Origin of the sequence: Bradyrhizobium sp. SZCCT0231 (assembly GCF_018130245.1) — a bacterium.
Classification (GTDB): domain Bacteria; phylum Pseudomonadota; class Alphaproteobacteria; order Rhizobiales; family Xanthobacteraceae; genus Bradyrhizobium; species Bradyrhizobium japonicum_F.
In genome coordinates this window covers 1-25,726 of record NZ_JAFCKP010000019.1, presented here as the reverse complement: position 1 = coordinate 25,726, position 25,726 = coordinate 1, and the positions used below count along the sequence as shown (strand labels likewise).

Annotated in this window: 25 protein-coding genes and 1 tRNA gene; 22 read left to right on the top strand and 4 right to left on the bottom strand. The window is 63.6% G+C overall.

Going from position 1 to position 25,726, the window contains the following annotated elements; genetic code table 11:
- Positions 1–8 precede the first annotated feature (8 nt).
- The 17 genes from JQ566_RS29800 (at position 9) to JQ566_RS29720 (ending at position 17,256) form a co-directional block, all read left to right on the top strand.
- Positions 9–1,574: a PfkB family carbohydrate kinase gene (locus JQ566_RS29800; protein WP_212379074.1), complete on the top strand. Its 1,566-nt coding sequence runs from the start codon at positions 9–11 to the stop codon at positions 1,572–1,574.
- A 28-nt stretch (positions 1,575–1,602) separates the two neighbouring features.
- Positions 1,603–2,604 (top strand): NAD-dependent epimerase/dehydratase family protein, encoded by a 1,002-nt coding sequence (locus JQ566_RS29795; protein ID WP_212379072.1) that lies wholly within the window; start codon positions 1,603–1,605, stop codon positions 2,602–2,604.
- Between the two features lie 5 nt (positions 2,605–2,609).
- Positions 2,610–3,221, top strand: a complete 612-nt coding sequence (locus JQ566_RS29790) for an HAD family hydrolase (RefSeq protein WP_249139884.1) — start codon at positions 2,610–2,612, stop codon at positions 3,219–3,221.
- Positions 3,218–4,255 (top strand): phosphotransferase, encoded by a 1,038-nt coding sequence (locus tag JQ566_RS29785; RefSeq protein ID WP_212379068.1) that lies wholly within the window; start codon positions 3,218–3,220, stop codon positions 4,253–4,255. The genes JQ566_RS29790 and JQ566_RS29785 overlap by 4 nt, the downstream gene beginning before the upstream one ends.
- Positions 4,230–5,078 carry a transketolase gene (locus JQ566_RS29780; protein WP_212379065.1) on the top strand — a complete coding sequence of 283 codons (849 nt, stop codon included), beginning with the start codon at positions 4,230–4,232 and terminating at the stop codon, positions 5,076–5,078. The genes JQ566_RS29785 and JQ566_RS29780 overlap by 26 nt, the downstream gene beginning before the upstream one ends.
- A 10-nt stretch (positions 5,079–5,088) precedes the next feature.
- Positions 5,089–6,048 (top strand): transketolase family protein, encoded by a 960-nt coding sequence (locus tag JQ566_RS29775; RefSeq protein ID WP_212379063.1) that lies wholly within the window; start codon positions 5,089–5,091, stop codon positions 6,046–6,048.
- 8 nt (positions 6,049–6,056) lie between these two features.
- A complete protein-coding gene (locus tag JQ566_RS29770; RefSeq protein WP_212379061.1) occupies positions 6,057–7,163 on the top strand; it encodes a DegT/DnrJ/EryC1/StrS family aminotransferase in 1,107 nt (368 codons plus the stop codon).
- A complete protein-coding gene (locus JQ566_RS29765; protein WP_212379059.1) occupies positions 7,153–8,271 on the top strand; it encodes a DegT/DnrJ/EryC1/StrS family aminotransferase in 1,119 nt (372 codons plus the stop codon). The genes JQ566_RS29770 and JQ566_RS29765 overlap by 11 nt, the downstream gene beginning before the upstream one ends.
- Positions 8,268–9,074 carry a sporadic carbohydrate cluster 2OG-Fe(II) oxygenase gene (locus JQ566_RS29760; RefSeq protein ID WP_212379057.1) on the top strand — a complete coding sequence of 269 codons (807 nt, stop codon included), beginning with the start codon at positions 8,268–8,270 and terminating at the stop codon, positions 9,072–9,074. The genes JQ566_RS29765 and JQ566_RS29760 overlap by 4 nt, the downstream gene beginning before the upstream one ends.
- Positions 9,067–9,459 carry an LIC12192 family sporadic carbohydrate cluster protein gene (locus JQ566_RS29755; protein ID WP_212379055.1) on the top strand — a complete coding sequence of 131 codons (393 nt, stop codon included), beginning with the start codon at positions 9,067–9,069 and terminating at the stop codon, positions 9,457–9,459. Before JQ566_RS29760 ends, JQ566_RS29755 begins: the two co-directional genes overlap by 8 nt.
- A 25-nt stretch (positions 9,460–9,484) precedes the next feature.
- Positions 9,485–10,150 carry a class I SAM-dependent methyltransferase gene (locus tag JQ566_RS29750; protein WP_212379053.1) on the top strand — a complete coding sequence of 222 codons (666 nt, stop codon included), beginning with the start codon at positions 9,485–9,487 and terminating at the stop codon, positions 10,148–10,150.
- Entirely contained in the window at positions 10,128–10,715 is a 588-nt protein-coding gene (locus JQ566_RS29745; RefSeq protein ID WP_212379051.1) for a WbuC family cupin fold metalloprotein, read from the top strand. Before JQ566_RS29750 ends, JQ566_RS29745 begins: the two co-directional genes overlap by 23 nt.
- Positions 10,716–10,719: 4 nt before the next feature.
- Positions 10,720–12,480 (top strand): hypothetical protein, encoded by a 1,761-nt coding sequence (locus tag JQ566_RS29740; RefSeq protein WP_212379049.1) that lies wholly within the window; start codon positions 10,720–10,722, stop codon positions 12,478–12,480.
- A gap of 126 nt (positions 12,481–12,606) precedes the next feature.
- Positions 12,607–13,578: a lysylphosphatidylglycerol synthase transmembrane domain-containing protein gene (locus JQ566_RS29735; RefSeq protein ID WP_212379047.1), complete on the top strand. Its 972-nt coding sequence runs from the start codon at positions 12,607–12,609 to the stop codon at positions 13,576–13,578.
- 224 nt (positions 13,579–13,802) lie between these two features.
- Positions 13,803–15,020, top strand: a complete 1,218-nt coding sequence (locus tag JQ566_RS29730; RefSeq protein ID WP_212379045.1) for a class I SAM-dependent methyltransferase — start codon at positions 13,803–13,805, stop codon at positions 15,018–15,020.
- Positions 15,013–16,218 (top strand): class I SAM-dependent methyltransferase, encoded by a 1,206-nt coding sequence (locus JQ566_RS29725; RefSeq protein ID WP_212379043.1) that lies wholly within the window; start codon positions 15,013–15,015, stop codon positions 16,216–16,218. The genes JQ566_RS29730 and JQ566_RS29725 overlap by 8 nt, the downstream gene beginning before the upstream one ends.
- Positions 16,219–16,221: 3 nt before the next feature.
- Positions 16,222–17,256 carry a Gfo/Idh/MocA family protein gene (locus JQ566_RS29720; RefSeq protein WP_212379041.1) on the top strand — a complete coding sequence of 345 codons (1,035 nt, stop codon included), beginning with the start codon at positions 16,222–16,224 and terminating at the stop codon, positions 17,254–17,256.
- Here the strand turns inward: JQ566_RS29720 and JQ566_RS29715 are convergent.
- A complete protein-coding gene (locus tag JQ566_RS29715) occupies positions 17,246–18,904 on the bottom strand; it encodes a hypothetical protein (RefSeq protein ID WP_249139883.1) in 1,659 nt (552 codons plus the stop codon). The genes JQ566_RS29720 and JQ566_RS29715 overlap by 11 nt on opposite strands.
- A gap of 169 nt (positions 18,905–19,073) precedes the next feature.
- Between JQ566_RS29715 and JQ566_RS29710 the strand changes: the two genes are divergently transcribed.
- From JQ566_RS29710 to JQ566_RS29700, 3 genes are all read left to right on the top strand, one after another.
- Positions 19,074–19,580, top strand: a complete 507-nt coding sequence (locus JQ566_RS29710; RefSeq protein WP_212379038.1) for a hypothetical protein — start codon at positions 19,074–19,076, stop codon at positions 19,578–19,580.
- On the top strand, positions 19,577–20,095 hold the full coding sequence (locus tag JQ566_RS29705; RefSeq protein ID WP_349643366.1) for a hypothetical protein: 519 nt from the start codon (positions 19,577–19,579) through the stop codon (positions 20,093–20,095). The genes JQ566_RS29710 and JQ566_RS29705 overlap by 4 nt, the downstream gene beginning before the upstream one ends.
- A 140-nt stretch (positions 20,096–20,235) precedes the next feature.
- Positions 20,236–20,997, top strand: a complete 762-nt coding sequence (locus JQ566_RS29700) for a glycosyltransferase family 2 protein (RefSeq protein ID WP_212379036.1) — start codon at positions 20,236–20,238, stop codon at positions 20,995–20,997.
- Positions 20,998–21,113: 116 nt separating this feature from the next.
- On the opposite strand, the gene JQ566_RS29695 is transcribed toward JQ566_RS29700, so the two are convergent.
- Positions 21,114–21,189: transfer RNA gene (locus JQ566_RS29695), tRNA-Trp, on the bottom strand.
- 148 nt (positions 21,190–21,337) lie between these two features.
- Between JQ566_RS29695 and JQ566_RS29690 the strand changes: the two genes are divergently transcribed.
- The gene (locus JQ566_RS29690) at positions 21,338–22,573 is read left to right on the top strand and encodes a serine hydrolase domain-containing protein (RefSeq protein WP_212379034.1); all 1,236 of its coding nucleotides are present in this window, start codon (positions 21,338–21,340) and stop codon (positions 22,571–22,573) included.
- A gap of 152 nt (positions 22,574–22,725) precedes the next feature.
- Here the strand turns inward: JQ566_RS29690 and JQ566_RS29685 are convergent, their stop codons facing one another.
- Positions 22,726–23,493 carry an SDR family NAD(P)-dependent oxidoreductase gene (locus JQ566_RS29685; RefSeq protein ID WP_212379032.1) on the bottom strand — a complete coding sequence of 256 codons (768 nt, stop codon included), beginning with the start codon at positions 23,491–23,493 and terminating at the stop codon, positions 22,726–22,728.
- 79 nt (positions 23,494–23,572) lie between these two features.
- Entirely contained in the window at positions 23,573–24,271 is a 699-nt protein-coding gene (locus JQ566_RS29680) for a histidine phosphatase family protein (RefSeq protein WP_212379030.1), read from the bottom strand.
- A gap of 133 nt (positions 24,272–24,404) precedes the next feature.
- On the opposite strand from JQ566_RS29680, the gene JQ566_RS29675 reads away from it, so the two are divergent.
- The gene (locus JQ566_RS29675; RefSeq protein ID WP_212379028.1) at positions 24,405–25,190 is read left to right on the top strand and encodes an SDR family NAD(P)-dependent oxidoreductase; all 786 of its coding nucleotides are present in this window, start codon (positions 24,405–24,407) and stop codon (positions 25,188–25,190) included.
- The last annotated feature ends 536 nt before the right edge of the window (positions 25,191–25,726 follow it).

The following is a 25,726-nucleotide window of genomic DNA, read 5'->3' as shown; positions in this document are numbered from 1 at the left end:
TAATCCACATGGGCAATGCTGCGACAGACAAACCGACCGGCCATCCGGCACCGCACGAGAAGATCAAGACGATCGAGGAACTGGGCGAGATTGCGCGCGCTGCGCAGGCAAAGGGCCTGACCGTCGCGCTCTGCCACGGCGTGTTCGATCTGGTGCATCTCGGCCACGTCCGGCACATCCTGGCGGCACGCAACGAGGCCGATGTGGTCATCGTGACCATCACCGCCGACCGATATGTCAACAAGGGCCCGGGACGGCCGATCTTTCCGGAGAACATGCGCGCCGAGATGCTCGCCGCGCTCGGCACGGTCGACTGGGTCGGCATCAACCGGACCTCCAGCGCCGAGCCGGTCCTCGATACCGTCCGCCCCGACATCTACGTGAAGGGCTCGGACTACGAAAACCCCGAGGATGACGTCACCGGCAAGATCGCCACCGAACGCGAGGCCGTCGAGCGCCATGGCGGCCGCATCGTCTTCACGCGCGACGTGACCTTCAGCTCGTCGTCACTGCTGAACCGCTACTTCGACATCTACGACCCCCCTCTGCGCGACTACCTCCAGAAGGTGCGCGAAGGCGGCGGCGCCGAACGCCTGCTGAAGCTGATCGACAAGATCCAGGACATGCACGTCGTGCTGGTCGGCGATACCATCATCGACGAGTACCAATATGTCACGGCGCTTGGAAAGGCCTCCAAGGAGAACATCGTCGCGACCCAGTTCAAGAACGGCGAGCAATTTGCCGGCGGCGTCATCGCTGCGGCCAATCACGTCGCAAGCTTCTGCAAATCAGTCGAAATCGTCACGACGCTCGGTGGCAACGACCACCCCGAAGAGTTCATTCGCGCGCATGTCCGCCCGAATGTCACGTTCACGCCGATCCGCGTTCAGGGCCGTCCGACGACCCGCAAGTTGCGGTACGTCGAGATGGGCTACTTGCACAAGCTGTTCGAAGTTTACACGATGGACGACACGCCGCTCGACGAGACCGCGCGCAAGGAGATCGACCGCGTCACTGCGGAGCGCGTGCGCGGGGCGGACGTGGTCATCGTCACCGACTTCGGCCACGGCATGATCGCATCCAGCACGATCGACACGTTGATCGCGAACTCCAAATTCCTGGCCGTCAACGCCCAGAGCAACAGCGGCAATCACGGCTACAACCTGATCACGAAGTATCCGCGGGCCGACTACGTCTGCATCGACGCACCGGAAGCGCGCCTTGCGGCCACCGACAAGTTCAACGACATCGCGTCGGTGATCGAGGACGGCCTGCACGGTAAGATCGCCTGCGACAACATGATCATCACGCACGGCTCCTTCGGCTGCTACCCCTTCTCGTCGAAGACCGGCGTCGCGCGCGTACCCGCCTTCACCAAGACCGTCGTCGACACCGTCGGTGCAGGCGATGCCTTCCTGACGATCACGGCGCCGCTGGTGGCAGCCGGCGGCAATATCGAGGACGTCGCCTTCATCGGCAATGCGGCGGGCGCGATCAAGGTCGGCATCGTCGGTCACCGCAGCTCGGTCGAAAAGGCCCCGCTGGTCAAATTCGTCACGGCATTGTTGAAATAGCGCAAAAGAGAAATTCCGGAGAGCGACAGTGATTGGTCAGAAATGGAATGTGATGGTCACCGGTGGCGCCGGCTATGTCGGCAGCGTGCTGGTTCCTCAGTTGCTGGCGGCGGGCCACAAGGTCACCGTGCTCGACTTGTTCATGTATGGCGAGGACGTCTTCGACGCCGTCCGTGACAATCCCAACCTGCGCCTGATCAAGGGCGACATCCGCGACGAGGCGGCGATCAACGAGGCCCTGCGCGGCAACAATGCGGTGATCCACCTCGCCTGCATCTCCAACGACCCATCGTTCGAGCTCGACCCGGGGCTCGGCAAGTCCATCAACTACGACTGCTTCCGGCCGATGGTGCGCGCGGCGAAGAAGGCCGGCATCAAGCGCTTCATCTACGCATCCTCCTCGAGCGTCTATGGCATCAAGGACGAGGCCGAGGTAACCGAGGAATTGTCCTGCGAGCCGCTTACGGACTACTCCAAGTTCAAGGCGATGTGCGAGACCGATCTTGCCGACGAGGCCGCGTCCGGCTTCGTCACCTGCACGGTTCGTCCCGCCACCGTGTGCGGCTACGCTCCGCGGCAGCGGCTCGACGTCGTCGTCAACATCCTGACCAATCTGGCGGTCAACACCGGCCGCATCCGTGTGTTCGGCGGAACGCAGAAGCGGCCCAACCTGCACATCGAGGACATGTCCGCGGCCTATCTGTTCCTGCTTCAACAGGATGACGCGAAGATCGACGGCAAGACCTACAACATCGGCTACGAGAACCACTCGCTGATGAAGATCGCCGACATCGTCAAGTCGGTGGTCGGAAGCAATGTCGACGTGGCCGTCGAGCCGACCGACGATCTCCGCTCCTACCACGTGTCCTCGGAGAAGATCCGCCGCGAGCTCGGATTTGCGCCGACGCACACGATCGAGCAGGCCGTGTCCGGTCTCGTGGATGCCTTCAAGGCCGGCCGCCTGCCGAACTCGCTGAACGATCCCAGGTATTTCAACATCAAGATGATGCAGAACATCAGCCTGAAGTGAGCGGCGTGCGGATCGGCATCGATTTCGACAATACGATCATCTGCTACGACAAGGTCTTTGCCGCCGCCGCGCGCCAGCGCGGGCTGGTGCCGGAGAGCTGGGACGGGCTGAAGACCGACGTACGTGACTATCTGCGATCCCGCGCCGGCGGCGAGCTTGCCTGGCAAGGGCTGCAAGGCTTCGTCTACGGCAAGGGAATCGGCGGCGCCGAGATCTATCCCGGAGTCCGCGAGTTCCTCGCCGCGTGCCGAAAGGCCGGCGCGAGCGTCTATATCGTCAGCCACAAGACGCAGTTCGGCCATCAGGACCCGGATCGCGTCGATTTGCGCGAGGCGGCGCGCGGCTGGTTGAGGGGTGCGGGTCTCATCGACGCCGCCGATGCGGCGCTGGCCGTGAGCGACATCTATTTCGAGGATACGCTGGCGGCCAAGGTCGAGCGACTCGCGAGCCTGCGGCTCGATATCTTCATTGACGATCTCGTCGATGTCTTCGAGCAGCCGCATTTTCCGAAGACGACGCGATCGATCCTGTTCACGCAGTCGCGGCCTCCCCACCCCGAACAATGCGAGCCGATCGCGACCTGGGCCGATATCCACCGCGGAGTGTTCGTGCCATGAGCGAGCCGGACATCAGCGTACAGGATGCGGTCTCGATCGGCAGCCGCCTCTCCGGGGCGCGGGTCGCGGCCGCCCAACCGGCGCGGTCCGGCGGCAACAACCGGGTGTTTCGGCTGGAGATGGCGGATGGACCGCCCCTCGCCCTCAAGCACTATCCGTCCGACGGGCGCGATCGCCTGGGACAGGAATATGACGCGCTCTCGTTTCTGTCGCGCCACGGCATCAATTCGACGCCGCGCCCTGTCGCGAAAGATCCGACGGCATTCTGCGCGCTGTATCAATGGTTCGACGGTGACGCCGCGGTCCTGCATCCCCAGCACGACGATGCCGAACAGCTGGCCGATTTCCTGATCGAGCTGCAAAAGCTGCGCGGCGCCGAAGGCGCACAGACTTTGCGGAACGCGTCAGCCAGCATCTTCTCGCCCGAGGCAGCCATCGCCCAGTACGAGCAACGCCTCGACGGACTACGGCGCGCATCGCAGGATCATCCGGATCTGTGTGCGTTCATGGACGGCAGCCTGGTTCCCACCACTGCCATCGCAATCCGGCAACTCCGTCGACGCTATGCGGAACTGGGCCTGGATCCCGCCGCGGACCTCGCGCCCGCCCATCGCGCATTGAGCCCGTCGGATTTCGGGCTGCACAACGCGCTGCGTGCCGACGACGGCAGGCTGCGATTTATCGACTTCGAATATTTCGGCTGGGACGATCCGGTCAAGCTCGTGTCCGACACCGCGATCCATCCCGGCAGCGGTCTGCCCGAGGCCGACGCGAATCGATTGATCGAACGGCTCTCGCGCGCCTTCGAAGCTGGGGATGACGCGTTTGCGATCCGCCGTGACGTACTGTATCCTGTGTTCGGGGCGATTTGGTGCCTGATTGTCCTGAATGTCTATTTGCCGGAAAGCCGCTCCCGGCGCGCCCTGGCTGCGCAAGGTGGCGATCTGACGGTCCGCCTTGCCGGCCAGCTCGACAAAGCCCGCCGGCTCCACCAAACGATTTGCCAACGTGATCCAGATCTCACCCCACGCTGAAGCCGCCCTCACCTGCACGCTGGACGAGCGCAGCCTTTATTTGCGCCGCCTGGTGCTCGGTTCTGTCCGTTCTGCGGGACGCGGACATGTCGGACCTGCCCTGTCGCTGATCGAGATGGTCCGCGTGCTCTACGACGACGTGCTGCGGATCGATCCGAGCAACCCGCGCGATCCCAACCGCGACCGCGCGATCCTCAGCAAGGGACACGGTTGTCTGGCGCTCTATGCACTCTTGGCCGATCGCGGCTTCTTCCCGCTGTCGGAGCTGGAAGGCTTTTGCGGGCCCGACAGCATTCTGGGCGGACATCCCGAATACGGCATGGTGCCGGGCGTCGAGGCCTCGACCGGCGCGCTCGGCCATGGCCTGTCGATCGGTGTCGGCCTCGCGCTCGCCGCGCGCATGCGCGAGCGCAGCTACCGGACTTTCGTGCTGCTCGGCGACGGCGAGATCAACGAGGGATCGGTGTGGGAAGCCGCCATGGGCGCGGCCAAGCACGGGCTCGACAATCTGGTCGCGATGATCGACTACAACAAGCTCCAGAGCTATGGCCCCACCGACTACGTCCTGCCGCTGGAGCCGCTTGCGGACAAGTGGCGCAGCTTCGGCTTCGCCGTGCAGGAGCTCAACGGCCACGACGTCGGCGCGCTGCGCACTGTCCTGAAGCAGGTCCCGGCCGTTCCGGGCAAACCCACCGCGATCATCTGCCATACCGTCAAAGGCAAGGGTCTTCCGGCCGCGGAATCCAACGCCGACTGGCATCACAAGAACAAGCTGACCGACAGCGAGCTCGACGCCATCCGCGTCGCCGTCGGCGATTTTTGATCGGCTCCCCATGCGCAACACAGCGATGAACATGGTCCACAAGCTCGCCGCGCGCGACGAGCGGGTGCTTTACATCGGCTCCGATCCCGGCGCAGGCACCTTGCGCGCCATGAGCAAGGAGTTTCCCAAGCGCCATCTGATCGAGGGCATCTCGGAAGCGCATATCATCGGCATGTCGGCCGGTCTCGCGATGGAGGGCTTCGTGCCCTACGTCAACACCATCGCGACCTTCCTCACCCGCCGCTGCTACGAGCAGGTGGCCGTCGATCTCTGCCTGCACAATCTGCCGGTGCGGCTGATCGCCAATGGCGGTGGCCTCGTCTACGCGCCGCTCGGTCCCACCCACCAGGCGATCGAGGACATCGCGATCATGCGGGCGCTGCCGAACATGACGGTGATCTGCCCGTGCGACGCCGACGAGGCCGCGCGCATGATGGAGCAGACGCTGGACTGGAAGGGTCCGATCTACATCCGGCTCGGCAAGGGCGGCGATGCCATCGTCTCCAAGGCCGAGCACGGCTTTGAGATCGGCAAGGCCATCTTGATGCGCCCGCAGGGCGACGTCCTCATGGTGACCACCGGCATCATGCTCCAGCGCGCCCTCGCCGCGGCCGACCTGCTGGCCGCGCAAGGCATTCGCGCCGGCATCCTGCACATGCATACGGTTAAACCGCTCGATACCGCGGCATTGCTGCAGGCGATCCGCGGCACCAGGCTCGTCGCGACGCTGGAGGAGCATGTCCCCTCCGGCGGCCTCGGCAGCGCAGTCGCCGAGACGCTGATTGACAAGCTCGGCTCCGGTTTCCCTGCGATGCTGCGGCTGTCGCTGCCGGACCGCTTCATGCACAATTACGGTTCGCAGGACTCGCTGCTGAAGAAGCACGGGCTCTCCGCCAACGCCATTGCGACCTCGATCGAGCATGCGCTCGCGGCGTCGCGCACTTCCTCTCCTCAACTTCATTCCACCTGACGGGTCACATGTACGACGTTCGATATTCCTATCTGCTCGAGCAATTCGCCGATCCCGCACCGATCCTCGCCGAGATCGGCCGCCTGGTGGCGACCGGTGACTTTACCCTTGGCAAGCCCGTCGCCGAATTCGAGAAGCGCTTTGCCGAGCTGATCGGCGTGCGTCACGCCATCGGCGTCGGATCGGGCACCGACGCGCTCAAGCTGCCGCTCAAGGCACTCGGCATCGGCCATGGCGACGAGGTCATCACCGCCGCCAACACCTTCATCGCCACGGTCGGCGCGATTGCGGAAACCGGCGCGACGCCTGTGCTGGTCGATTGCGACGATTCCTTCTGCATGAATGTCGACCAAGTCGAGGCCGCGATCACTGAGAAGACCAAGGCGATCATGCCGGTTCAGCTGACCGGCGAGGTCACCGACATGGGCAAGCTGATGCCGATCGCCCAGCGTCACAGCCTGCCGGTGGTCGAGGATGCCTGCCAGGGCATCCTGTCGGAGTTTGCCGGAAAACGCTCCGGCACCCACGACATCGCGGCCGGTTTCTCCCTGCATCCGCTCAAGAACCTCAATGTCTGGGGCGATGCCGGCGTCGTCGTCACCAATGACGACGGCATGAACGAGAAGCTCCGGCTGATCCGCAACCACGGCATGAAGAACCGCGACGAGATCGCGATCCTCGGCTGCAATTCGCGACTCGATTCCCTTCAGGCGGTGGTCGGCAACTGGCTGATCGGCCAGACCAGCGAGATCACGCGCCGCCGGATCGAGAATGCGGCCTATTATGACGCCGGTCTCGCCGGCCTGCCCGGCCTGCGCGTTCCGCCGCGCCGGCCCAACGTGAAGCACGTCTACCATCTCTACATGGTGTTCGCCGAACGCCGCGACGAGCTCTACAAATACTGCTTGGACAACGGCATCGAGGCCAAGATCCACTATCCGATCCCGCTGTATCAGCAGGAAGGCCTGAAGCATCTCGGCTACGCGCCGGGCACGTTCCCGGTCACCGACCGCCACGCCAAGGAAGTCATCAGCTTCCCGGTCGACCAGCATCTGACGCGCGCCCAGCAGGACCGCGTCATCGAGACCGTCAGGAAGTTCTGCCATGGACGCTGACACCGGCCGCCGGCGCATCGGTTACGTCAATCTTCCCGCGCAGTTCGAGGAAGAGCGCGCCGAGATCATGCAGGCGGTCGAGGGCGTGTTCCAGCGCGGCGATTTCATCGGCGGAGCGGCGGTCGGAAGGCTCGAGGAGGAATTGTCGGCTTATCTCGGCTCGCCCCATGTCGTGACGCTGAATTCAGGCACCGACGCGCTGATCCTCGCCATGCGGGCGCTCAACATCGGTCCCGGCGACGAGGTCATCACCCCGCCGAATTCGTTCGTGGCATCGACCGCCGCGATCATCGCGGTCGGCGCCACGCCCGTCTTCGCGGATGTGCTGCCGGACCAGAACATCGATCCGGCCGCGGTCGAGGCCGCCGTCACCCCGCGCACCAAGGCGATCATGCCGGTGCATCTGACCGGGCGCATGGCCGACATGACCCCGCTGATGGCGATCGCCGCCAAGCACGCGCTCGCCGTGATCGAGGACAGCGCCCAGGCGATCGGCTCGACCTATGACGGCCGGATGAGCGGCACCATCGGCACGTTCGGCTGCTTCTCCGCCCACCCCTTGAAGAATCTCAACGCCGCGGGCGATGCCGGCTTCCTCGTCACCGCCGACGCGGAGCTCGCCGCAAGAATCCGCCGGCTGCGCAATCACGGACTGATCAACCGCAGCGACGTCCAGGAATGGGGCATCGTGTCTCGGCTCGACACGCTTCAGGCCGAGGTGCTGCGCATTCGCCTGCGTCACCTGCCCTCGGTGATCGAGCGCCGGCGGCGCAACGCCGCGCAATATCGCGCCGAGCTTGCTGGCCTGCCGCTGTTCATTCCGCCCTGCCGGAACATCGAGTTCAACACCTTCCACACCTTCGTCGTGCAGACCGAGCGTCGCAACGATTTCCAGAAATATCTTGCCGACAAGGGCATCGAGACCGCGATCCACTATCCGGTCCCGATCCACCTGCAGCCGGCAGCGGCGCATCTGGGCCATGGCCGCGGCGCGTTCCCGGTGACGGAACGGCAGGCGGACCAGATCCTCACGCTTCCCATCAACCAGTTCCTGTCGGCCGCCGACATCAGTTATATTTGCGCGACCGCCCGGGAGTATTTTGCATGACGGACACGGACTTCCTGCACGCCGACGAGCAGGCGCTGGCGCAGCGCTTCATCGACGATGGCTTCGTCACCACGCCGGCCGACGATCGCGCCGGGCTCGACCGGATCCAGCGTCGTGCCGCCGAGCTCGCGGCGGACTATCTGAAGCTGCCGCACAGCAACGATCCCTACGCGATGCTCGACACCATCCACACGCGGGTGAGCGTGGATGACCTCAACGGATTGCGCCTGCACGTCTTCAACGGCCTCAACGCCGAGCCGTGGTTCCGGCCGACTTATTTCCGCCTGGCGCGCTCGACGATCGAGACCATCGTCGGCAACGAGCTCTGCATGCAGCGCCGCGTCAATCTCAGCATCCAGCTTCCCGGCGACAGCTCATCGCTGCTCGCCACCCATTCCGACGTGTGGTCGGGCGACTCGCCGTTCGAGGTCGTGGTGTGGGTGCCGCTGGTCGATGTCCGTCGCACCAAATCGATGTATCTGCTGCCGCCGTCCCTGAACGGCGACATGCAGGACCGCATGGCCAGCCTGCGCAGTGCCGAAGAGCTGTACAAGACCATCAAGCCTCACGCGACCTTCATCGAGATCCCCTACGGTCACGTGATGCTGTTCAACCAGACCCTGATGCACGGCAATCGCGTCAATGAAGAAGCCGGCACCCGCTGGAGCATGAACTGCCGCTTCAAGAGCATCATGTCGCCCTACGCGGACAAGCGCTTCGGCGAGTTCTTCGAGCCGATCCTGCTGCGCCCGGCGACCCGGGTCGGCATGCAGTACAAGCTGCCGGGAGGCTTCCATGGCTGAGCGAGCCGGCCATCGCGGCTATATCGGCGCCCGGCCGCTGAACGGCAGCCGCACCCCGCAGCACGTCCAGAACATCGTGATCCGCGACTATGCGCGGCGCAAGAACCTGCACTATCTGCTGAGCGCCGCCGAGCACACCATGCCCGGCAGCTACATGGTGCTCGAGGACATCCTGGACGAGCTGCCGCAGCTGCACGGCCTGATTCTCTACAGCATCTTCATGCTGCCGCCCGACGAGGCACGGCGGCGGCAGATCTATGACCGCGTGCTGCGCGAGGGCTGCGACCTCCACGCAGCCGTGGAAGAGATCACGCTGTCGTCGCAGAAAGACATCCAGGCCGTCGAGGACATCCTGCTCGTCAACAAGTTCGCGACCATCCTGTGATGATGCCGCGGACCGGTTGGGCCCCATGACCGAGATCAACCTGCTCCAGTCGATGCATGCGTCGACCAGGCGGAACTACGTCCAGCGCGTGGTCGAGCACGACAAGGCTGAATCCGCCACCGTCGCGCGGCAATGGGGGCACGATTACTGGGACGGCGACCGGCGCTACGGCTACGGCGGCTATCGCTATGACGGACGGTGGCGCCCGCTGGCCCAGGCCCTGATCGATCGCTACGGCATCAAGCCGGGCATGAGCGTGCTCGATGTCGGCTGCGGCAAGGGCTACCTTCTCTACGAGTTCACCCAGCTCGTGCCCGACCTCAAGATCGCCGGCATCGACATCTCCGACTATGGCATCGCCAATGCCAAGGAGGAGGTGCGGCCGCAGCTGACGGTGGGTAGCGCCGTCGAGCTGCCCTACCCCGATCACAGCTTCGATCTCGTGGTGTCGCTCGGTGTGCTCCATAACTTGCCGCTCGAGGACGTGTTCCGCGCGGTGTCGGAAATCGAGCGCGTCGGGCGCGGCGCCTCAAAATATCTGATGGTGGAATCGTTCCGCAATGAGCGCGAGAAGGCGAACCTCCTCTACTGGCAGCTCACTTGCCTGAGCTTCCACGGTCCCGAAACATGGGCGTGGATCTACGATAAATGCGGGTACCGGGGCGACCATGGTTTCATCTTCTTCGAATGAGGCGGCTGGCCGGCGCCGGCCGACCTCGCTGCGCGCGCAAAACCCGGAAGTGTATTATTCGGACGACGCCATCGTCACGGCGGACGACGCCACGATTGCGGAGCTGAAGCGCATCGCCGCCGACAACCCGCGCCTGCGTAGCCGGCTGTGTACGCATCCGGATCCCTCGTCCGGCCTGCACGAGATGCTCATCGTGCATCATCGCGAAGCCTATGTCCGGCCCCACAAGCACCTTGGCAAACCTGAATCGTTTCATTTGATCGAGGGCACCGCGCAGGTCGTGATCTTCGAGGACGACGGCCGTATTCGCGACGTGCTCGAGATGGCGCCCTACGGCCGTGGCGCCCTGTGCTATTACCGGATGCCCGAGAAGGTCTTCCACTCGATCCTGATCACCTCGGAGTGGCTGGTGTTTCACGAAACCACCGCCGGCCCGTTCGATCCCTCCCGCACCGCCTTTCCCGACTGGGCGCCCGACGGCAGCGACGCCGTCGCGGTCCAGGACTATGTCAAATCACTAGGCACGCTCGCCGCGGAATATCTGAACAAGCGAGCCAAAGCTTAGAACCATGGCCAGCTCCGCCGGGTTCGATGATTGTCGCATGAATGCGGGTCTAAAAGCAGCAGCTCTCGCAGAACGGGCGCGATCGGGCATTGGATATGTCTACGTGGCTCTGGCTCTCGCCTTTGTTACGAGCGTGCCCGCGCTGTTCGCGCGTGAGGTCTTCGGCGACGACTGGACCGTGTACTACATCTACTGGACTCAAGGTCCGACCGGCGTCGCTCGCGTGCTGTGGGAGTCGGCACACGCCGGCTTCGCAATTCCCATGACGCTGTTTGTGGCGCTCTTGAACGATACTCCCGATCTCGCTGCACGGCTCGCCGGACTAGGCTGCCATCTAGTCAACGGCTTGTTGCTCTACTCCATCCTGTCTCGATCATCGCATACAAGGCAGATCGCCGCACTTGTCACCGCTCTGTTCCTACTCAGCCCGTTCTATGCAATTCGCCTGACACTCAACGCGGTCTACGATTTCTTCCTGCTGTTCTATTTGCTGTCCTACGCGTTGACATATTCGAAGGTGCGGGCACTTCGATGGGCAGCGCCGATCGCTCTTTTTTTCTCGTTGTCGCTCGAAATGCTGATCGCGCTTGAACCGCTCCGCATCGTGCTGACCTGGTCCGCTCTCGAAACCTGGAAGCGTAGGCTCGTGCGCCTTGCGCCGTTCTGGCTGGTGATCGCGGCTGTGATCATGCTGCGGCTAACCATCCTGGGAAAGAGCGGTCACTACGCCGGACAATATAGCTTTGCGCGCGACCTCACCGTCATAGGCCACTCGCTGTCTGAGCACCTCATGGCGTTCCCGCAGGGCCTGTCCTACGCCTACTCCCATGGGTCCGCGCTGCTGGGCCATTCTGCCTGGACGGTGCTGACGTTGGTTGCGATGGCGGGTTTCGCTCTCCTCTCTTCCAGAGCTTTGTGGATGCCCTGGGTATTCGAGGGTCGCGGCTCGATCAGGCGTGTGCTGGCGCTGCTCTTGTCGGGAGCCGCGATTGCCATCCTTGGCGCTATGCCCTTCGCCCTGACCGGGACCTATGGCGACGTGACCAGGGGAGAATCGAGGCTGCTCTTCGCCTCGCAACTCGGCATATTGATATTGGCGGCCACCGTCATACAAATGATTCCGACATCGCGTCTGCGCGCAGCGGTCGCGGGCGGCCTGATCGCAGTCTTCGCGCTGGCCATGGCGCAGGATTCAAAATGGCTGCTGTATGACGGTCTGATCAACGCAGACCTGCAGCGGCAAGTTCGGGCAGCCTTGCTTGCGGATCCCGAGCCAAAGGTCGTGAAGCTCCAAGTTGAGAACAGCCACATCATCTCATTTCGGTCCCGGTGTCTTGGCGCCAGTGACATGAACGTTGCGCAGATGATGTTGCGCGATGAAAATCGCGAACGATCGTTTGTCTACACTGATTATTGCGGGGATTTTCAGAACCCTGGCGCCGTCCCGAGCGGCAACTGCACGGTTTCCTACCTCGAGTTTTTTCCCTGTCCGCCACGCCGCGAGACCTGGCGCTATCGCGCTGCGCCGGGAATTCCGCAGCCCGACGACATCGGATTGGTCGAACTAGTGAAGGCCGTCCTCAAGGAAGCGCCTTCGGCCACGCAGGGTCGCGGCGAGCTCGTGCAATTGAAGGATGATCTGCCGATCCCCCTGGCAAGAGCAGAATACCGGCCACCTTGCGGCCGGCCTGGAGTACGCGGATCCGCCTGGCTGCTGGCTCTCCCCACACCCGCCTGCGAAGATTCCGCTTCAGGAACTCGATAGGCGCACCGCGATGTTCATACTATCGCATCCCTTGATCATCCTACTCATTCTGACAAGAGTTAGTGCCGTTCAGCCGATGCGCGGTGCCGGAGGAAACTGGTTGATCACGGGCGGAACGGGCTGACGATGCTTCCTGGCAAGAAGACAATCATTGTCCTGACCAAGCTCATGGTCTCGGCCGGCCTCATCGTTCTGATCGCACGCGACTTCGATCTTTCCTCACTCAAGGCCGACCTTCTCGCTGTTAAATTACACATGCTCGCACTGGCGATGTTGCTGTTGTGCGCGCAGACGTTCGCCCTGTGCAACCGCTGGATCTTGATCCTGCGCACGATGGGCGTTTCTCTGGATTGGCTGGCCGGGTGGCGCATTCTCCTTGCGAGCGCCTGGTTCAATCAGGTGTTGCCCTCTGGCGGCGAAGCGGTCCGTATATGGATGTTGCGGCGGCACGGCATACAGTGGTCGCTGACCCTTAGCAGCATTATCGCAGACCGGTTCATCGGCCTTCTGGCCCTCGGCTTCCTCATCTTGGCGGGAATGCCGATTTTGATCTCGCGCATCCATGACGATGTCTTGCTGTTCGCCGTCGTAGGTATTGTCGCTGCCGCGTACTTCGGCGCAATTGTCCTAATCATGTTGAATCGGTTGCCGGCCCGAGTGACTGCAGTTCTTCCCGTCAGGATCGTGCAATTTGCGATGCTTCTCGAGGCTCCGCTGCTCGCGCGAGCAGGACGTAAGGCACTGTTTGGTTCGGCTATTGTTGTTCATCTTCTGACCGTCACAGCTTGTTATGCCCTCGCGATTGGGCTGGACGCCGGGTTGTCCGTACTTGACGCATTCGTCCTCGTTCCGCTGGTGATTATGGCGGCCGCTGTCCCGCTTTCCATCGGAGGATGGGGCATTCGTGAGGGAGCGATGGTCGGTGCGCTCGGTCTCGTCGGCATCGCACCCGACAAGGCGCTCGCGATATCGATCTTGTTTGGGCTCGGCAATCTCATGGTCGGCGTCATCGGGGGTGCTGTGTGGCTGCTTGCACCGGAGCGTGCGACTTACACCGCCGAACAGGATGATGCTGCTGCGCCGCTCCATCAGCGGTAATTGCGCGAACCTGAATGAGGCGGCACGGAACTGCAGCGGTGACCGGACGAGCCGGATGCTCTTGCTCAAATACCACCGTGTGGCGCCACGCTGGTCCGGCCGCTGGTGGACAGGGCAACTTAGGAATTGTGGCGCAGGCTAGGCCACTATATAGGCTTCAGCTACGTTGAGTTTTCACCCCGGGGGCTGTTGTTCCCCTGTCATTCCTGCACAGGCTCAGACCAGTGACCGACCATTGCCGCCTTTGCCATTCGACCAACCTGCGACCGGTCATCGACCTCGGCCTGATGCCGATTGCGCATCGGCTTCGGCACAGCCGAAACGAGCAGGAGGAACGGTATCCGTTCGAGGTGCTGGCCTGCGGCGATTGCGGTCTGCCGCAGATCGTCAAGCCGATCGATCCCGACATCCTGTATCGCCAGTTCAACTACAATTTCAGCAGCTGGAAGCCGGAGCCGCACCAGGTCGACGAGCTCGACACCATCGCGAAATTCTCGAAGCATCAGTCCGTGTTCGAGATCGGATGCAACGACGGCCTGTTCATGGACAGGCTGCGCGAACGCGGCGCGAAGGTATTGGTGGGCGTGGAGCCCAACCCGGTGTCGGGCAAGATCGCCCGCGAGCGCGGCATCAAGGTCTATTCCGACATGATCAGCCCGGCGCTGTGTCACGACGCGGTCGCCCAGGCCAGCAAGTTCGACCTCGTCGTCTCGCGTCAGGTGCTGGAGCACATCGTCGATTTCGAGAACTTCTTCGACTGCGTGAAGATCGCGCTCAGCGACGAGGGGCTGCTGTTCATCGACGTGCCTGATTTCGCGCCCGGGTCGACGGCGGGAGACCTCTCCGTCCTCTGGGAGGAGCACGTCAGCTATTTCACCGAGCCGACCCTGCTCGCCCTGCTGGCGCGCCATGGCTTCGAGGCGGTGTCCGTGAAGAAATACAATTTCAGCGGCGGCAGCCTCGCGATCGCAGCCCGTCTTGCCAAGGGCGACGTGACGCCGCCGCCTGCGCCATCCGGCGTCGGCGAGAAATTCGGTCAGCGCGCACGGGAGTACGGCGCGCGCCTTCGTCCGATCCTCGCCAAGGCCCGCGCCAATGGTGCCGAGATCGCCATCTACGGCGCCGGCTGCCGCGCCTGCACCTTCACCAATGCCCACGAGCTGGCGGATCTCATCGACCTCTCGGTCGATGATCAGAAGGAGCGTCAGGGGCTGTTCCTGCCCGGCACCGGCATCCCGATCCGTTCGCCCGAGGAGCTCGCCGGCAAGTCGGGGCCGCTCGTCTGTCTTCTCGCCGTGAACGAGGAGAACGAAGCCAAGGTCAGCAGCCGGCTGCGGGAACATGTGAAGCGTCCGCTGCACATCGCTTCGATCTTCGCGCCCTCCGACATCTGGAGCGAGCTCGATCGTCTCGAGGCGGCCGCAGGGTCGCGGCATGGCTGAAGACAAGCTCTTCAACTATTACGAACGTCAGGACGTCCTGCCGACGTTCGGAAATTTCAAGTCGTCGGCCGAGCTCGAAGCCTATGCCAGTCAGCGGCGCGAGCTGTTCTCGGACAAGCTGGTGCTGCCGCCGCGGCTGTTCCGCAATGCCGAGGTGCTCGAATTCGGTCCTGATTCCGGCGAGAACGCTCTGGTGTTTGCTGGCTGGGGCGCGAATATGACGCTCGCTGAGCCGAACCGGCATGCACACCCGAAGATCAAGGCCTATTTCGCGCATTTCGGCTTGACCGAGCGGCTCCGCGAGCTCGCACTGGCCGATGTCGAGGGATTCCGCAGCGACCGCGGTTTCGACATCATCGATGCCGAGGGATTCATCTACACGGTGCAGCCGAGCGAAAAATGGCTCGGCATTTTTCACCGGCTGCTCAATCCGGATGGTTACGCCGTCGTCTCCTATTATGAGCGCTATGGCGGCTTCTTCGAGCTGGCGCTCAAGGCAATCCATGCGGCCGGCAAGGCATTGTCAGGCCGCCCTGCGCTCGAAACGGCGAAGACGCTGTTCGATGCGAAGTGGAACAGCATTCCGCACACCCGCAGCTTCGAATCCTGGCTGATGGACGTGCTCGAAAATCCCTTCGTCCGGCATCGGTACTTCCTCGATGCGGCGGGCTTGTGCACGGCAGCGCACGAACAGGGATTCGACATCCATTCGGCATGGCCAGCCTATCGCGACAGCCTGGACGTCTACTGGCACAAGAAGATCCTGTCCGACGACGAGAAGCTGCGGCGCGCGACGCGCCATCTCGACCGCAGCCGCCTGAGCTTCCTCGGCGGACGAAAGCTCTACCTGGTCGGCAAGGCCGATGCCGTGGAGGCGATCTCGGCATCGATCGAGGCTCTGGTTCTCGACGTCGATGGGATGATCGACGATCCCTTCGGCGAGAGCCTGCCGCGCGTGGTCGCGGGCCTCGCGTCTCTGCGCGAGACGATACGCACGGCAGAAATTCTCGCCGACGATGCTGCCGACATCGAAGCCATCATTGCGACGCTCGACAGCTTCCATCGCATCTTCGGCACGATCGGGCGACGGGACGTGTCCGCGGTCACCGCCCTCACCCAGTCGGATCCGGCGTTCATCAACACCTGGGGTCAACCGGCGCATTTCCTCGTCGTCCGGAAGCGCCTTGAAGGATCGTAGCCAGTGAAGCCAGGCATTGGCATCATCGGAACGGGCATGGTCGGCCAGATGTGCCACCTCGCCAATTTCGCTGCCAATCCCGCCTGCCGCGTCGTCGCGATCGCCGATCTCCGGCCGGATCTCGCTGCCGCCGCAGCGCAGAAGTTCGGCATCTCGCGGGTCTACGGCACGCATCGGGAGCTCCTCGCGGACGGCGCCGTGTCCGCCGTCGTCGTCGTGACGAAGCGTCGCGCCACCGGCCCTATCGTGCTGGACGCGCTGAACAGCGGCCGCCACGTGCTGTCGGAAAAACCGATGGCCTACACGACGGCTCAGGCTACGTTGCTGGTCGAAGCGGCGCGGCGGCAAAACCTCGTCTACAGCATCGGCTACATGAAGCGTCACGATGCCGGTGTGGCACGGGCGCTCGAGGTGCTGACGCGGCTGCGCAACGACCAGTCGCTCGGACGCGTTGTCCGCGCCAAGGGCTGGTGCTTCGGCGGCGACACCGGTCGATCGCGCGATAATTTCGTGATGACCGGCGAAGCACGGCCGGACGGGATCGAGCTCTGGCAGGATGGTCCCGACTGGATGCCGAGCGCGATGCGTGCCGGCTATGACAATTTTCTGAACGTCTTCAGCCATATCATCAATCTGGCGCGCTACCTGCTCGGATCCTCGCCAACGGTCGCCGACAGCTCCGTCGAGACCTCGGGAGCCGCGCGCGTCACCCTCGACTTCGACGGCATCGCTTGCACGCTGGATCTCGTGAACGGGTCCGAGGGTGCCTGGCGCGAGGGACTGACGATCGATTTCGAGCGCGGCGCCCTGACCATCGAATTGCCCGCGCCCTTCGCCGAAGAGGAGGCACGGGTCATCCTCGATCATCAAGACGAGTCCACGCAGCTCGTGCATGCAACCAGCTGGGCATTTCGGCGACAGGCCGTTGCCTTTGTCTCCGATATTATCGAACGACGGATGCCCCTCGCGTCCGGCCAAGACTCGGTGACCGACATCGCGCTTGCAGAAGCGATCTGGAAGCGGCGAGCTAGCGGCTAGGCGAGACATCCTCGCTGGCGCCGTTGAGCGGCAAGATTCCAGCGATCGGGCCGACCGTGATCTTGACCTGCGCGAGTTGAGCCAGAAACTCTGCAACGTCACAGCGCGCCAGCAACCGACACGCGTAGTACCTTCGCACCAATGCCCGGTCCGACGCAGCTCCAGAGCCCGCCGTCAACGAGATCGTCGCCTGCGGTCCCGACGGATCGAAATGACGGAATGCAGTTCCCGGAGCAGCCCGCTTCCACTCCATTTCCTGGAGGATGTCGGGCCGCTCGGCACGCAAGGCAAACCCGAAGAAGGGCTGATTGCCCCAGGCGAGCCGGAGCATACCGGTGACTTCGGCCAGGCCGAACGGCACGTCCCGTGACCGATAGTCGAAGAATCGGTCGTCGAGCGCGTAGACCGTCGCCGCGGGCTGGATCCGGTCGGCGAGGCTGCGCGTCAGAGCCTCCTGCTTCAGCGTTCTCGCCTGCATGAAGACGTAGTCATTCCACAGCATTCCGATCCACAGGATCGAGCCCAATCCGAACAACATCGCAACGGCGGCGGTGGGGCCGATCCAACGTTCGGCCTGACGCTTGAACGCGAGAAGCGCCAGCCCCGCCGGCACGCCAAACAGCAGCAGGTGACGGCTTTCGTAAAAATGCTGGGACGAGGGTCGCAGGCCGGCAATCAGATAGGGCGAGGACAACCCGAGGAACAAAACAACGGCGAGGATGAGCGGCAAGGCGGTCGCCCGTCTTGCAGTTGCTTCCGTGCCGGGACGAAGTAGCAGCAATGCGACGCCGACGAGCACCGCAGCCAGGATGAAGGACGCCGGGACCTGGATCGCCGCCCCGATCGCGTGGGCCACGACGTCCCTGTAGCCGGCGTCGAAGAACGCCTTCCATCCGTTCGCCAGCTCCCCGAGCGTCGGCAAATGGGCGCCATAATGCTGCGCGTACAAACCGATGCGCTTGAACCAGATACCGAGCGTGCCCGCATAGACAAGAGGAAGCGCGATCAATTCCGGATAGCCCAAAGCGCAGCGCCAGGCTGCGAGCCATGCACGACGAATGAAGCCATGCGCAACGGCTCCGCTCCGCCATGTTGCAACGAACAGTCCAAGCATGACACAGGCATAGAGCACGACCGTCGAGTTGAGCGCGAAGCTGAGCACGAATAGGCATGCACAGGCCACGCGAAGCAACACACGCCGCCAGCCCTGCGCGCTGAAGGCAAGCGTCAGCAGCCATGCGCCGACGAACAGGAGTCCGAAGCTGAAGACATAGACCGCGTTCGCCTTGCCGGCCCAAAGCTGATAGCCGGGATAGGTCCAGACGAACAGGGCGAAGACGACCGCTTCGGAACGGTCGAGCAGATCGAGCCGTGTCGCCGTCAGCATCAGACATACCGCGCCGAAGACAATTCCGGCGAGCGCCAGCGATACCATCACGACGACCGGGGCGCCCGTCCAGTTCGCGAACGTGTCGTAGCTGAAGAAGATCGGATGACCGGCGCCGTTCAGCAGGAAATCAATGTCGACGAAATAGTCCGGACGCGGCTTGAGCACCAGCCAGTCGTCCATGAAGAGGCCGTCATTCAGGAGCATCGGCGCATGTGCCACCAGCAACACGACGATCAGAATGGCTATCGCGCGCAGCAACGGGGGCAAGCTCGGACGGGAAAGGGAGGACATCGCCGGCCAGGATTTCGCACGCCCACGTGGCGACCGCAAGTGCTGGGACGCCGGGCTCCCTTGACCGCAAAAATACGACCTCCTATAGACTTTCGCTCTGGCTGGGCCTGAGAGGCGTTCGGGACGATTTTCCACAATGAACATGCTACCGGGCCCGGCGCAAGCCGCCGCGATTGGTCTCAGCATCGCCTTTCCACTGCTGTTGCTGTGTTACGCGCGCATCGCCGCCACTGGCGGATCCGGCCGCCGCTTCCGGTTGGGGTGCGTCAGCATCATCGCGCTTTACGCGATCGCCTGTATCGCCCTTCCAGGGCAGCGACACCTCGACGACGTGCTTGGCGGTCTCCTGCTGTTGGGGACAGCGTTGATGCTCTGCTACATCCTGTTCAGTCTGCTGGCGTGGGGCTTTACGCTGACGCTGCTCACGGCACTCGTCCAGGCCGAACGTCCCCTCACCCTGGAGCAATGGGCCGAGGCGTACATGCAGGGCGGAGATCTCGGCGCGTTCACGCACAACCGCCTGAAGCTCCTGGTCGGCGCGGGGATGGTGATCGCGGCAGGCAACAGGCTGGCCCCGACGGCCAAGGGGGTGGCGGTCGCACATCTCGTCAAACTCGTTCGTCTGTCGACGGGCCTCGGGTGAGCGGCACGATGTCCTTCGCTGTCGGGCTCGTCGCCGTCGTCGTCTTCGCCCTGCTGGCGCCGGCCTTGCAGCTCACGGCCCGCGCTCGCGCATGGTCGTTCGGACCCGTCACCCTGCTCGCGATCGCCGCGGTCGTCTCGCATGGTCTCGGTGTGACGCTCGGAATTTTCGTCGTCCCGCAATTTCAGTATTGGGACGCCGCGTCGATCTTCGGATTTTGCGTCATGGCTTACGTTTTCGCCTTTGGCGCAGTGTACAAATCGGTGTCCCTGGACATCCTGCTCGGCCTCGTCGACCGGCCCGGCCGGAGGGCCCCGCTTTCGGAGATCGCCGAAACGCAGGTTCCAGGTCTGTTCCAGGGACGAATTGGGAACCTGGTCGATGGTGGCCTGGTCGAACCGGTCGGTTCACACTTCGTGGCGACGGCGGCGGGCCGGACCATGGCAGGCCATGTCGGACGGCTGCGCCGCGCCTTCGGCATTGGCGATACCAGTCTTTATGATTTTTCCGACTAGTTGCACGGAACACACACATTGCCGGTTTCGTGACGGTTGTGTGGACCATATCGGCGAGCCGCATTGTTCGCCCCGCCCAGATGACCTAAAGTTGCGCCGGGGTTCCACCAGTAAAGAGTGGCCGGCAACGGCGGCATAAAATGACACCTTCCAGGGCGGCAAAAAAGCTTACGATCGTCATTCCTGCACTGAACGAGCAGGACAAGATCGCCGACACCATCGACGGCGTGCTGCCGCTCGCCCGCGAGCTGCTTGATGATTTCGAGATCTTCCTGATCGACGACGGCAGCACCGACGCCACCGGCGCGATCATGGACGAGTTCGCGGCCGGCGAGCCGCGCATCATCGTGCATCATAACGCCGAACGGCGGGGTGTCGGTGCCGGCTTCGAATATGCGCTGTCGCGCGCGAAATTCGATGCCATCACGCTCATTCCCGGCGATCACGCCTTCCAGAACGAAGGTATTGCCCGCATGTTCAAGGCGGCGGGCGCCGCCGACATCGTCATCACCTATCGCGACAACCAGTCGGACCGCTCCATCAACCGCTCCATCCAGTCGCATTCGCTGCGGTTCATCCTGAATTGCCTGTTCGGCTTCTGGCTGTCCGACTACCACAGCATGATCGTCTATCCCGTGAAATGGCTGCGCCAGATCGCGGTCAAGGCCGACGGCTACGGCTACCAGATCTGTGCGCTGATCTCCCTGCTCCAGCTCGGCCTCACCCACGTCCAGGTCCCCGTGAGCCTGAATGCGGAGCTGAAGGGATCGTCCCGCGCGTTGCGGCTGCGCACCTACTTCGAGCTCGGCGGGACCATCGTCTCGCTGCTGCGCCGCGTTCCCATCCGAAACGTCGATCTCAGCCAAACTCCCGACGACGCGGAGCGGGCCCCGGCGCGCTAGGCGCCGTCTAGCCTGCTGACCCCGGACATCAAGCGGATAGACTCACGCGTGGCGATTCGCCCGCGGGACGCCTCGTCCCTATCCCGCCAGAAGCTGACTTAAGTGATTGATTTTACTGGCAGGAGTGGCAGGGCTCGAACCTGCGACCCCCGGTTTTGGAGACCGGTGCTCTACCAATTGAGCTACACTCCTACGAACCCGCGTCGCCGCGGATCAGGGGCGCTTTCAAGCACAGAGGGCGGCCGGTTTGCAAGGGTGAACCGCGCCGGCTTCGCTTGTTTGTGCCTGGGTTTCTGGGCCACAGTCCGTTGGCCATAACGAAAAACAATCGGGAGTGCCCATGACCGTTACAGCGACCGCCACAGCTGCCCCACAGGCCACGATCGCGCTCCACACCCCGCCTTTGCCGGAAGCCCGCCCCGAGACGCTCGGGCTGTCGCGTCCCCGTCTCCAGGCCATGTCGGGTGCCTTCAGCCGCGAGATCGACAAGGGAACCGTGCCCGGGGTCACCGTGCTGGTGGCGAGGGGCGGCCAAATCGGCTGGTTCGAGGCGCTCGGCAAGCAGAGCCCGGCGGGCGCGGCGCCGATGGCGCGCGATTCGATCTTCCGCATCTTCTCGATGACCAAGCCGATCGTCTCGGTCGGCATCATGGCGCTGGTCGAGGATGGCTACCTCCTGCTCAGCGACGCCGTCGCAAAATTCATCCCGGAGTTCGCGAGCCAGCGGGTCGGCGTCGTCAAGGACGGCAAGTTGGAGCTGGTGCCACCGACGCGGCCCATGACCGTGCAGGACCTGCTCCGCCACACCTCGGGCCTCACCTATGAGCACCAGGGCGACGGCCCCGTGCACAAGCTCTATCAGGAGTCCCGCGTCCGCAGCCGCAAGATCACCAACGCCGAGCACGCCGCGCTGGTGGCGAGCTTTCCGCTGGTCTGCCAGCCCGGCGCGGAGTTCAACTACAGCCGCTCCACGGATATTTTGGGCCGCATCATCGAAGTCGTCAGCGGCAAATCGCTCGGCACGTTCCTCACCGAGCGCGTGCTCGCGCCGCTCCAGATGGCTGAGACCGGCTTCTCCACACCCGAGGCCAATGCCGGCCGCCTCGCCGAGCCGTTCGCGGCCGACCCCTGGACCGGCGACAAGGTCGCGCTGTTCAATATGCTCGAGCAGCCGGTGATGGAGTCCGGCGGCGGCGGCCTGGTCTCGACCACGATGGACTATGCCCGCTTCTGCCTGATGCTGCGCAATGGCGGCACCCTCGACGGCAACAGGATCATCGGCCGCAAGACGCTGGAGCTGATGGCCTCCGATCACCTCGGGCCGCATGTCGTGACGAATGGCACGCTGCTGTCGCCCGGCCACGGCTTCGGTCTCGGCTTTGCCGTGCGCCGCGAGGCCGGCATCGCGCCCTTCCCCGGCAGCGTCGGACAGTATTTCTGGAGCGGCATTGCCGGCACGTTCTTCTGGATCGATCCGAAGGAAGATCTGTTCGCAGTGTTCATGAGCCAGGGCCCCGGCCAGCGCGATTTTACGCGCACACTGGTGCGGGACCTGGTTTACGCGGCGGTGGAGTGACCTTGCGTACCCCGGACGCGCTGCAACGCCCCTTTAGCGTTGCTGCGCAGAGCCGGGGCCCATGCATCCACGATCTCGTTCTCGGCTTTCTGGGTCCCGGCTCTGCGGAGCAGCGTTACACGCTGCACCGCGTCCGGGACACGGTCGTTACCTCAACTAATCGTCGCGCCGCCGTCGATCACCATGGTCTGGCCGGTCATGAAGTCGCCGGCCTTCGAACCCAGGAACACGGCCGCGCCCGCGATCTCGTCGGGGATGCCGATGCGCAAGAGCGGCGAGCGCGCGGTCGAGGCTTTGAGGTTCTCCGGATTGTCCCACAGCGCTTTGGCGAAATCGGTCTTGATCAGGCCGGGCGCGATGCAGTTCACGCGGATATTGTCCTTGCCGTATTCGCAGGCGAGGTTGCGCGCGAGCTGCATGTCGGCGGCTTTCGAGATCGCGTAGGCACCGAGGATGGTCGAGCCCTTGAGGCCGCCGATCGATGAGACGATGATGATCGAGCCGTCCTTGCGCTCGATCATCTGCGGCACAACCATCGAGATCAGCCAATTGTTGGCGACGATGTTGTTGTCGAGGATTTTTCTGAACTGATCGTCGGAGATGCCGGCGAGCGGGCCGTAATACGGATTCGACGCGGCATTGCAGACCAGCACGTCGATCTTGCCGAAGGCACGGTTGCTCTCGTCGACGAGGTTTTGCAGATTCTCTTTCGACGAGATGTTCGCGGCGATCGCGACCGCGGTGCCCTTGCCGAATCTGTCGTTGATGCTCTTCGCCACCTGCTCGCACACGTCGGCCTTGCGCGAGGAGATCACCACCTTGGCGCCGTGCTCGGCCATGCGCTCGGCGATCGCAAGCCCGATGCCGCGCGTCGATCCCGTGATGACGGCGACTTTTCCCTTCATGTCGAACAAGGTCATGTTTCTCTCCCAGAGTGATCTTTATATTCAACGTCATTCCGGGGCGATGCCAGGCATCGAACCCGGAATGACAGCAGCTTCAGGCGAGCTTCTTGACTTCCGGTCCCGCCGGCTGGTGCATCGCCGCGTGCGCAGCATCTGCGATCCACGGCTGCTGATTCACCATCGGCAGCCGCCAGACCGTGCGATCGGGACTTGCGAAATGATCGAGCCGCGTCACCGACACGTTGTCGATGTCGAACGACAGTCCCCGCTCCGGCTGACCATCCAGCGCGAGCCCCAGCGCGGCCTTGATGGTGCCGCCATGCGCGACCGCGATGATGTCCTGCCCGGCCGCCTCCACGTTGATGCGCTCGATGGTGCGGCGCGTGCGGTTGTAGAGGTCCATGAAGCTCTCGCCGCCGGGCGCCGGCTCGTTGATGTCGGCGAACCAGCTCGTGCCGACGGGGCGGCTCGCGATGAATTCGGCGCGGTTCATGCCCTGCCAGCGGCCGAGATTCTGCTCGGCGAGATCAGCTTCCCATTTCATCGACCCAGGCTTTGGGAAGCCGGCCGCCCAGATCGCCTCGGCGGTCTGGTGGGTGCGCATCAGATTGCTCGAGTACCAGACCGCCTTGCGTGGCAGCACCTTGGCAACAGCATTGAATACATAGGTGTCGCTGGTGTCGCAGGCGATGTCGGACTGGCCGTAGATGTTGCCGCCGTCATTGCGCACTGGCGCGTGCCGGACCCACCACCATCGTGTTATGACCACATTCGCCTTGTCTGCGCCTGCCATCGAAACCCTTCCATCCCGTGTGATGTCGCTGTACGTCAGTAACGAACGTGCCTCAAGACACTTTACCGTTTGAAATCTTGTTTGAAATTCCGTCGCGCGGCAAGGGCCGCGTGCGAGCCAAAGGGAGAAGCGCATGGGCCGCCTGCAAGGCAAATCCGTCATCATCACCGGCGCCGGCAGCGGCATCGGCCGTGCCGCGGCGCTGCTGTTCACCCGGGAAGGCGCCAAGCTGATCGCGGTCGATCGCACCGAGGCGGTCAAGGAGACCGTCGAGGAGATCAAGAAGGCCGGCGGTGTCGCTGAAGCCATGATCGCGGATGCCGGCTCCGAAACGGACGTGATCGCCGTCATCGACAAGGCGGTGAAGACGCATGGCCGGCTCGATGTGATCTGGGCCAATGCCGGCATCTCCGGCGGGCTCGTTCCGCTCGCCGAGCAGACCGTCGAGCACTGGCAGGAGGTCTTGCGCGTCAATTTGATCGGGCCGTTTCTCGCAGTGAAATACGCCATGCCGCACATGGTCAAGCAGCAGTCCGGCGCGATCGTGCTGACGGCGTCCGTCGCAGGCCTCAAGGCCGGCGCGAGCGGGCATCCCTATGCCGCGAGCAAGGCCGGCGTGATCTCTCTGGTGCAGACCACCGCCTATTCGCTCACCGGCACCGGCGTGCGCATCAACGCGGTGTGCCCGGGCCTGATCGAAACAGGCATGACCAAGCCGATCTTCGACCGCGCCAAGGAGCGCGGCACCCAAGACAAGATCGGCCAGCTCAACCCGCTCCAGCGCGCCGGACAACCGCACGAGCTCGCGGCGATGGGGCTGTTCCTGGCGAGCGACGAGGCGTCGTATGTGAACGGCCAGGCGTTCCCGGTCGACGGCGGCTTGACGGCGTCGATGCCGTATACGGGGAAACCGGTCTAGCATGCATCCTCTCGTGTCCCGGACGCGACGCAGCGCGTAAGCGTTGCGGCGCTGAGCCGGGACCCGAGGACGGAATTTTCACGCGCACCTGTTTCTGCATCGTCATTGCGAGCGGAGCGAAGCAATCCAGAATCCCTCCGCGGAGACAGTCTGGATTGCTTCGTCGCAAGGGCTCCTCGCAATGACGGAGTGCGGGGTGATAGCGCGCATCGCTCTCGTGTCCCGGACGCGCTGCAGCGTTCTTACGCTGCTGCGCAGAGCCGGGACCCAGGAAGCCGCCCAACTCGCTGCAACATGGGCCCCGGCTCTGCAGCGCATCGCCGAAGAGGCGCTGCGCAGCGTCCGGGGCACGAGACCTTCGTTCAACGATAGACATAGTTCGTCATCCTCGCGGCGCATCCCGCCCGAGCTTTGCCTGGTGGCTTCACCCTCACATGAAAGAGGGCGCAGGGAAGACCGCATAGGCGTTAAGGTAGCGCAGGCATGGATTGATACCGACGTTTTCGGGGAGGCTCGCGCAGGTGCCGCCCAAGCGC